This window comes from Streptomyces sp. SolWspMP-5a-2 (assembly GCF_900091845.1).
GTDB lineage: Bacteria > Actinomycetota > Actinomycetes > Streptomycetales > Streptomycetaceae > Streptomyces > Streptomyces doudnae.
Genome location: NZ_FMCI01000197.1, coordinates 1 through 9,063 on the forward strand (window position 1 = coordinate 1; position 9,063 = coordinate 9,063).

General features: G+C 75.2%; 5 protein-coding genes and 1 pseudogene. All 6 read left to right on the plus strand.

What is annotated here, in order from left to right:
* On the plus strand, positions 1-558 hold a 558-nt coding region (locus GA0115242_RS19865), incomplete at its 5' end, for a CobD/CbiB family cobalamin biosynthesis protein (RefSeq protein ID WP_141721674.1).
* A complete protein-coding gene (locus GA0115242_RS19870; RefSeq protein WP_093830328.1) occupies positions 555-2,066 on the plus strand; it encodes a cobyric acid synthase in 1,512 nt (503 codons plus the stop codon). The genes GA0115242_RS19865 and GA0115242_RS19870, both read left to right, overlap by 4 nt.
* Positions 2,063-5,716, plus strand: coding sequence for a cobaltochelatase subunit CobN (gene cobN, locus GA0115242_RS19875; protein ID WP_093830330.1), 3,654 nt, complete (start codon positions 2,063-2,065; stop codon positions 5,714-5,716). The genes GA0115242_RS19870 and cobN overlap by 4 nt, the downstream gene beginning before the upstream one ends.
* Positions 5,713-7,722: a putative cobaltochelatase gene (locus GA0115242_RS19880; RefSeq protein WP_093830332.1), complete on the plus strand. Its 2,010-nt coding sequence runs from the start codon at positions 5,713-5,715 to the stop codon at positions 7,720-7,722. Before cobN ends, GA0115242_RS19880 begins: the two co-directional genes overlap by 4 nt.
* Positions 7,722-8,330 (plus strand): cob(I)yrinic acid a,c-diamide adenosyltransferase, encoded by a 609-nt coding sequence (gene cobO, locus GA0115242_RS19885; protein ID WP_093830334.1) that lies wholly within the window; start codon positions 7,722-7,724, stop codon positions 8,328-8,330. The genes GA0115242_RS19880 and cobO overlap by 1 nt, the downstream gene beginning before the upstream one ends.
* A pseudogene (locus tag GA0115242_RS19890) lies at positions 8,324-9,063 on the plus strand (cobyrinate a,c-diamide synthase); the annotation flags it as partial. The gene cobO and the pseudogene GA0115242_RS19890, both read left to right, overlap by 7 nt.

Consider the following 9,063-nt stretch of genomic DNA (forward strand, 5'->3'; position numbering starts at 1 on the left):
CCGCAGGCGCTGGACGCCGACCAGGTCGCCCGCGCCGTCGTCGAGTCCGTCGCCGAGAACACCTCGGACGCCGTCGTCGGCGCGCTGGTGTGGGGCGCCGCCGCCGGGGTCCCCGGGCTCCTCGGGTTCCGGGCCGTCAACACCCTGGACGCCATGGTCGGCCACCGCTCGCCCCGGCACCGCCGCTACGGCTGGGCCTCCGCCCGCCTCGACGACCTCGCGGGCTGGCCCGGCGCCCGGCTGACCGCCGTCCTCGCCGCCGCCGCGGGGGACGACCCGCGCGGCGCCCTCCGCTCCTGGCGGGCCGACGCCGAACGGCACCCGTCGCCCAACGCGGGCCCGGTGGAAGCCTCGTTCGCGGGCGCCCTCGGGGTGCGCCTGGGCGGCACCCTCTCCTACGCGGGCCGGGTCGAGCACCGGCCGGTCCTCAACGGCGCCGGGCGCCCCGTCGCCGTCCCCGACATCGAACGCGCCGTACGGCTCTCCCGCCGGGTCGGCCTGCTCGCCCTCGGGGTCTGCGCGGCCGCCCGGCTGCTGGCCGCGGGGGGCCGGTCGTGAACGGCGGCGGGCTGCTCGTCGCCGGCACCACCTCCGACGCGGGCAAGAGCGTCGTGACGGCCGGGATCTGCCGCTGGCTGGTGCGCCAGGGCGTGAAGGTCGCCCCGTTCAAGGCGCAGAACATGTCCCTCAACTCCTTCGTGACCCGGGAGGGCGCCGAGATCGGCCGGGCGCAGGCCATGCAGGCGCAGGCCGCCCGGGTCGAACCGAGCGCGCTGATGAACCCCGTGCTGCTCAAGCCGGGCGGCGAACAGAGCAGCCAGGTCGTCCTGCTGGGCAGGCCGGTCGGCGAGATGAGCGCGCGCGGCTACCACGGCGGGCGGCGCGAGCGGCTGCTCGGCACCGTCCTCGACTGCCTCGCCGAACTGCGCGCCGGGCACGACGCGGTGATCTGCGAGGGCGCCGGTTCGCCCGCCGAGATCAACCTGCGGCGCACCGACATCGTCAACATGGGCGTCGCCCGCAACGCGCGGCTGCCCGTGCTCGTCGTCGGCGACATCGACCGGGGCGGCGTCTTCGCGTCCTTCTTCGGGACGGTCGCGCTGCTCTCCCCCGAGGACCAGGCGTGCGTCGCCGGGTTCCTCGTCAACAAGTTCCGCGGCGACGTCTCCCTGCTGGAGCCCGGCCTCGACATGCTGCACGGCCTCACCGGGCGGCGCACGTACGGCGTGCTGCCGTTCAGGCCGGGGCTCGGCATCGACGAGGAGGACGGGATGGCGGTGTCGCTGCGCGGCCCGCTCCGCGAGTCGGACCTCGCGCCGCCGCTCGGCGAGGACGTCCTGCGGGTCGCCGTCTGCGCGGTCCCGCTGATGTCGAACTTCACGGACGTCGACGCGCTCGCCGCCGAACCCGGTGTCGTGGTGCGGTTCGTGGACCGGCCCGCCGACCTCGCCGACGCCGACCTCGTCGTCGTCCCCGGCACCCGCGGCACCGTGCGGGCGCTGGAGTGGCTGCGCGAGCGCGGGCTCGCCGACGCGCTCGCCGCGCGGGCCGCGGGGGGCCGTCCGGTGCTCGGGATCTGCGGCGGCTTCCAGCTCCTCGGCGACCGCATCGACGACGACGTCGAGAGCCGCCGCGGCCGGGTCGACGGCCTCGGACTGCTGCCCGTGCGGGTGCGGTTCGCCCGCGAGAAGACCCTCGCCCGGCCCACCGGTGAGGCCCTCGGCGAGCCCGTCGAGGGGTACGAGATCCACCACGGGGTCGCCGAGGTCACCGGCGGCGACGCCTTCCTGGACGGCTGCCGGGCCGGCTCCGTCTGGGGCACCCACTGGCACGGCTCGCTGGAGTCGGACGGCTTCCGGCGGGCGTTCCTGCGGGAGGTGGCCGCCGCCGCGGGCCGCCGCTTCGTGCCGGCGCCCGACACCTCCTTCGCCGCGCTGCGCGAGGAGCAGCTCGACCGGCTCGGCGACCTGATCGAACAGCACGCGGACACGGACGCGCTCTGGCGGCTCATCGAGTCGGGAGCGCCGCAAGGACTGCCCTTCATCCCCCCGGGAGCACCCGCATGAGCACTGTCTTGTTGTTGTCGACCGCCGACACGGACCTGCTGGCGGCCCGTGCCTCCGGCGCGGACTACCGCATCGGCAACCCGAACCGGGTGGACGTAGCCGGGGAGCTGCCCGCGCTCCTCGACGGCGCCGATCTCGCCGTCGTGCGGCTGCTCGGCGGCAAGCGCGCCTGGGAGGACGGGCTCGCCGCGCTCGCGGCGGCCGGGGTGCCGACCGTGCTGCTGGGCGGCGAGAGCGTCCCGGACGCCGAGCTGATGGCCGAGTCGTCGGTGCCCGCCGGAGTCGTCGCGGAGGCGCTGCGCTACCTCGTCGAGGGCGGCCCCGCCAACCTCGCCGAACTCGCCCGGTTCCTCTCCGACACCGTGCTGCTGACCGGCGAGGGCTTCGACGAGCCCCTGAAGATGCCCGAGTTCGGGGTGCACGGCGAGCGCCCGTTCGTCGAGGGCCGCCCGACGGTCGGCGTCCTCTTCTACCGCGCCCACGAACTCAGCGGCAACACCGCCTTCGTGGACACCCTGTGCGACGCCGTCGAGGCGCGCGGCGCCAACGCCCTCCCGGTGTACTGCGGTTCGCTGCGCGGCGCCGACCCCGGGCTGTACCGGCTGCTCACCCGCGCCGACGCCCTCGTCGCGACCGTCCTCGCCGCGGGCGGCACGCACGCCTCGCAGGCGTCGGCCGGCGGTGACGAGGAGGCCTGGGACGTCGGCGCCCTCGCCGACCTCGACGTGCCGGTGCTCCAGGGCCTCTGCCTGACCTCGTCGCAGAGCGCCTGGGAGGCCTCCGACGCGGCCCTCTCCCCCATGGACGCGGCGATGCAGGTCGCCATCCCGGAGTTCGACGGGCGGCTGATCACCGTGCCGTTCTCCTTCAAGGAGCAGGGCCCCGACGACGTCCCCGTCTACGTCGCCGACCCGGAGCGGGCCGGGCGGGTCGCCGGGATCGCCGTGCGGCACGCCCGGCTGCGGCACACGCCGAACGCGGAGAAGAAGCTCGCGCTCGTCTTCACCGCCTACCCCACCAAGCACTCCCGGGTCGGCAACGCGGTCGGCCTGGACACCCCCGCCTCCGCCGTCGAGGTCCTGGACGCGCTGCGCGGCGCCGGGTACGCGCTCACCGACTACCCGGACAACGGCGACGAGTTGATCCACCGGCTGATCGCGGCCGGTGGCCACGACGTGGAGTGGCTCACCGAGGAACAGCTCGCCTCCGCGCCCGCCCGGGTGCCGCTCGCCGACTACCGCGCCTGGTTCGACACGCTCGAACCCGGCCTGCGCGAGGGCATGGTGGCCGCCTGGGGCGAACCGCCCGGCAGCCTCTACGTCGACGGCGACGACATCGTCCTCGCCTCCCTCCGGTTCGGGAACGTCGTCGTGATGATCCAGCCGCCGCGCGGCTTCGGCGAGAACCCCATCGCCATCTACCACGACCCCGACATGCCGCCCTCGCACCACTACCTGGCCGCCTACCGCTGGCTGGAGAACAGCTTCGGCGCCGACGCGATCGTCCACATGGGCAAGCACGGCACCATGGAGTGGCTGCCGGGCAAGGGCCTCGGCCTCAGCGGCGGCTGCGCCCCCGACGCCGTCCTCGGCGACCTGCCGCTGGTCTACCCGTTCATCGTCAACGACCCCGGCGAGGGCACCCAGGCCAAGCGGCGCGGCCACGCCACCGTCGTCGACCACCTGGTGCCGCCGATGGCGCGCGCCGACACCTACGGCGACCTCGCCAAGCTGGAGCAGCTCCTCGACGAGTACGCGCTCGTCTCCGACCTCGACCCGTCGAAGGCACCGGCCGTCCGGGCCCAGATCTGGACGCTGGTCAAGGCCGCCGAGCTCCACCACGACCTGCACGTCGACGAGCAGCCCGACGACGGCGACTTCGACGAGTTCGTCATGCACATCGACGGCTACCTGTGCGAGATCAAGGACGTGCAGATCCGCGACGGGCTGCACGTCCTGGGCGGCGGGCCGGTCGGCGAACCCCGGGTCAACCTGGTCCTCGCGGTGCTGCGCGCCTCCCAGGTGTGGGGCGGGCAGGCCGACGCGCTGCCGGGGCTGCGCGCCGCCCTCGCCGCCCATTTCGGCCTGGTCGAGAAGGAGTTGCTGGCCGCGCCGGGCGCCCAGGTGAAGGTGCCCGCCGAACTGACCGCGCTGGTCGAGGGACCGGCCAGGAGCGCGGCCGACGCCGTCGACCTGCTGGAGCGGCTCTGCCGCCGGATCGCCGAGGGCATGGAGGCGCGCGGCTGGGCGACGGCCGAGAGCGCGCCGCTGGTGCGCGAGGTGCTGGGCACCGAACTCCCGGACGCCGTCGCGGTGGTGGAGTTCGCGTGCGCCGAGGTGGTGCCGCGGCTGGCCCGCACCTCGGACGAGATCGGGCACATCCTCAAGGCCCTGGACGGCGGTTACGTCCCGGCCGGTCCCTCCGGCTCGCCCACCCGCGGTCTGGTCAACGTGCTGCCGACCGGCCGCAACTTCTACTCCGTCGACCCCAAGGCCATTCCCTCCCGGCTGAGTTGGGAGGTCGGCCAGTCCCTCGCCGACTCGCTGGTGCAGCGCTACGTACAGGACACCGGCGCCTACCCGAAGTCCGTCGGCCTGACGGTGTGGGGCACGTCCGCGATGCGCACCCAGGGCGACGACATCGCCGAGATCCTCGCGCTGCTCGGCTGCCGCCCGGTCTGGGACGACGCCTCGCGCCGGGTCACCGGCTTCGAGGTGGTCCCGGCCGAGGAGCTGGGGCGCCCGCGCATCGATGTCACGGTCCGCATCTCCGGCTTCTTCCGGGACGCGTTCCCGCACGTCGTCGGGTTGATCGACGACGCGGTGCGGGCGGTCGCCGACCTGGACGAGGCGCCCGACGTCAACTACGTGCGGGCGCACGCCGACGAGGACACCGCCGAGCACGGCGACCGGCGGCGCGCGACGGCCCGCATCTTCGGCTCCAAGCCGGGCGCGTACGGGGCGGGCCTGCTCCCGCTGATCGACGCCCGCAACTGGCGCTCGGACGCCGACCTCGCCGAGGTGTACGCGGTCTGGGGCGGCTACGCCTACGGGCGCGGGCTCGACGGCCGGGCGGCCCGGGGCGACATGGAGACGGCGTTCCGGCGGATCGCGGTCGCCGCGAAGAACGTCGACACCCGGGAGCACGACCTGGTCGACGCGGACGACTACTTCCAGTACCACGGCGGCATGGTCGCCATGGTGCGGCACCTGACCGGCGAGAGCCCCGAGGCGTACGTCGGCGACTCCGCGACCCCCGACCAGATCAGGACGCGCACGCTGGGCGAGGAGACGCACCGCGTCTTCCGGGCCCGGGTGGTCAACCCGCGCTGGATGGCGGCGATGCGGCGGCACGGGTACAAGGGCGCCTTCGAGATGGCGGCGACCGTGGACTACCTGTTCGGCTACGACGCGACCGCGGGCGTGGTCGACGACTGGATGTACGAGCGGCTCGCCTCGGAGTACGTGTTCGCCCCGGAGAACCGGGAGTTCATGAAGAAGTCCAACCCGTGGGCGCTGCGCGGGATCACCGAGCGGCTGCTGGAGGCGGCCGACCGGGCGCTGTGGGCGGAGCCGGACGCGGAGACGCTGGAGCGGCTGCGCGCCACCTACCTGGAACTCGAAGGCGACTTGGAGGGCGACGAGAAGTGAGTACACCGTTCCCGTTCACGGCTGTTGTCGGCCAGGACGACCTGCGGCTCGCGCTGCTGCTGAACGCCGTCTCGCCGGCCGTCGGCGGGGTGCTGGTGCGCGGCGAGAAGGGGACCGCGAAGAGCACGGCGGTGCGCGCGCTCTCCGCGCTCATGCCCGCGCTCGACGTGGTCGCCGGGTGCCGGTTCTCCTGCGACCCCGGCGCCCCCGACCCGGCGTGCCCGGACGGACCGCACGGGCCGGGGGCGTCCGAGACGCGTCCGGCGCGGATGGTCGAGCTGCCGGTGGGCGCCTCCGAGGACCGGCTGGTGGGCGCCCTGGACATCGAGCGGGCGCTCGCCGAGGGCGTCAAGGCGTTCGAGCCCGGACTGCTCGCCGACGCGCACCGGGGCATCCTCTACGTCGACGAGGTGAACCTCCTCCACGACCACCTGGTCGACCTGCTGCTGGACGCGGCGGCGATGGGCGCGTCGTACGTGGAGCGCGAGGGCGTCTCGGTGCGGCACGCCTCGCGGTTCCTGCTCGTGGGCACCATGAACCCCGAGGAGGGCGAGCTGCGGCCGCAGTTGCTCGACCGGTTCGGGCTCACCGTCGAGGTCGCCGCGTCCCGCGAGCCCGACCAGCGGGTGGAGGTGGTCCGGCGCAGGCTGGCCCACGACGACGACCCGGCCGGTTTCGCCGCGCGGTGGGCGGACGAGGAGGCCGCGGTGCGGCAACGGATCGTCGCCGCGCGGGAGTTGCTGCCGTCGGTGCGGCTGGGTGACGGGGCGCTGCGGCAGATCGCGGCGACCTGTGCGGCGTTCGAGGTGGACGGCATGCGGGCGGACATCGTGATGGCCAGGACGGCGACCGCGCTGGCCGCCTGGGCGGGCCGGGTCGACGTGCTCGCCGAGGACGTCCGGCAGGCCGCGCTGCTGGCGCTGCCGCACCGGCGGCGCCGCAACCCCTTCGACGCGCCGGGGCTGGACGAGGAGAAGCTCGACGACACCCTGGAGGAGTTCTCCGGGGAGGGCCGGGGCGAAGGCGAGGAGCCCGACCCCGACGACGGGCCCGGCGGCGGGGGCGGCCGGCCCGCCCCGGACGACGACGGCCCCCGCAACGACGACGGGGCCGCGGAGCCCGGCGCCGGCGAGGAGGGCGGGGAGCGGCCCGCCGACGCCGGTTCGGGCGAGCGGACACCGGCGCGGGCCTCCGAGCCGTTCCGCACCAAGGTGCTGAGCGTGCCCGGGATCGGCGAGGGCGCGGCCGGACGGCGGTCGCGGGCCAGGACCGAGCACGGCCGCACGACCGGCGCGCGGCGGCCCCGGGGCGCGCTGACGAAGCTGCACCTGGCGGCCACCGTGCAGGCGGCGGCGCCGCACCAGCGGGCCCGCGGCCGGTCGGGGCGCGGTCTCGTGGTGCGCCGGGACGATCTGCGGCAGGCGACCCGGGAGGGCCGCGAGGGCAACCTCGTGCTGTTCGTGGTGGACGCCTCCGGGTCGATGGCGGCCCGGCAGCGGATGGGCGCCGTGAAGGGCGCGGTGCTGTCGCTGCTGCTCGACGCGTACCAGCGGCGGGACAAGGTGGGTCTGGTGACCTTCCGCGGCTCGGGCGCGGAGCTCGCGCTGCCGCCGACGTCGTCGGTGGACGCGGCGGCGGTCCGGCTGGAGTCGCTGCCGACCGGCGGGCGGACGCCGCTGGCGGCCGGGCTGCTGAAGGCGCACGACGTGCTGCGGGTGGAGCGGCTGCGGGACGCGGCCCGGCGCCCGCTGGTCGTGGTGGTGACCGACGGGCGGGCCACCGGGGGGCCCGAGCCGGTCGCCCTCGCGGAGCGCGCGGCCCGGCTCTTCGCGGCCGACGGCACCGCCTGCGTCGTCGTGGACTGCGAGTCGGGGCCGGTGCGGCTCGGGCTCGCGGGGCGGCTCGCGGACGGTCTCGACGGGGTCGCGGTGACGCTGGACGAGCTGCGCGCGGACTCGATCGCCGGTCTGGTCAGGGACGTTCAGGGAACGAGGAGGGCAGCCTAGTGCCGCAGGGACAGCCGAGTGTCGTGCCCGACGACGGTCTGACGACCCGTCAGCGGCGCAACCGGCCGCTGGTCGTGGTGCACACCGGGATCGGCAAGGGCAAGTCGACGGCCGCCTTCGGGCTCGCGCTGCGGGCCTGGAACCAGGGCTGGCCGATCGGGGTGTTCCAGTTCGTCAAGTCCGCCAAGTGGAAGGTCGGGGAGGAGCGGGCGCTGCGCGTGCTCGGGGACTCCGGCGAGGGCGGGTCCGTCGCCTGGCACAAGATGGGCGAGGGCTGGTCCTGGGTGCAGCGGGAGCTGCAGGGCGACAACGTCAGCAACGAGGAGAAGGCGCGGGAGGGCTGGGAGCAGGTCAAGCGCGACCTGGCCGCCGAGACCTACCGGCTCTACGTGCTCGACGAGTTCGCGTACCCGATGCACTGGGGCTGGATCGACACCGCCGAGGTGGTGCGGGTGCTGCGGGAACGTCCTGGGCAGCAGCACGTGGTGATCACCGGGCGCAACGCCCCCGCGGAGCTGGTGGAGTTCGCGGACCTCGTCACCGACATGTCGAAGGTCAAGCATCCGATGGACGCGGGGCAGAAGGGCCAGCGGGGCATCGAGTGGTGAGTGGTTCCGTTCCCCGGCTGGTCGTCGCCGCTCCCTCGTCGGGCAGCGGCAAGACCACCGTCGCCACCGGCCTGATGGCCGCGTTCGCCGCGCGCGGCCTCGCCGTCTCCCCGCACAAGGTCGGGCCCGACTACATCGACCCCGGGTACCACGCGCTCGCCACCGGGCGGACCGGCCGCAACCTCGACGCGTACCTGTGCGGGCCCGAGCTGCTCGGGCCGCTGTTCGCGCACGGAGCGCGCGGGTGCGACGTCGCGGTCGTCGAGGGCGTGATGGGGCTGTTCGACGGGGCCGCGGGGGAAGGCGAGCTGGCGTCCACGGCGCAGGTGGCGAAGGTGCTGCGGGCGCCGGTGGTGCTGGTGGTGGACGCCTCGTCGCAGTCGCGGTCGGTGGCCGCGCTGGTGCACGGGTTCACCACCTGGGACCCCGAGGTGCGGATCGGGGGCGTGATCCTCAACAAAGTGGCGTCCGACCGGCACGAGGCGTTGCTGCGCGAGGCGCTGGACTCCGTCGGGGTGCCGGTGCTCGGGGTGCTGCGGCGGGCGGCGCAGGTCGAGACGCCGTCGCGGCACCTGGGGCTGGTGCCGGTCGCCGAGCGGGGCCGGGACGCGCGGGACGCGGTGGCGGCGATGGGGGCCGCGGTCGCCGCCGGGTGCGACCTGGAGGCGCTGCTGCGGCTGGCGCGGAGCGCGGCTCCCCTGCCGGGGCGCCCTGGGACGCGGGGACGGCGCTC

Bases quoted from the DNA above. Each gene is read 5' to 3' on its own strand.
- cobN (WP_093830330.1), top strand. From the start codon at position 2,063: ATGAGCACTGTCTTGTTGTTGTCGACCGCCGACACGGACCTGCTGGCG.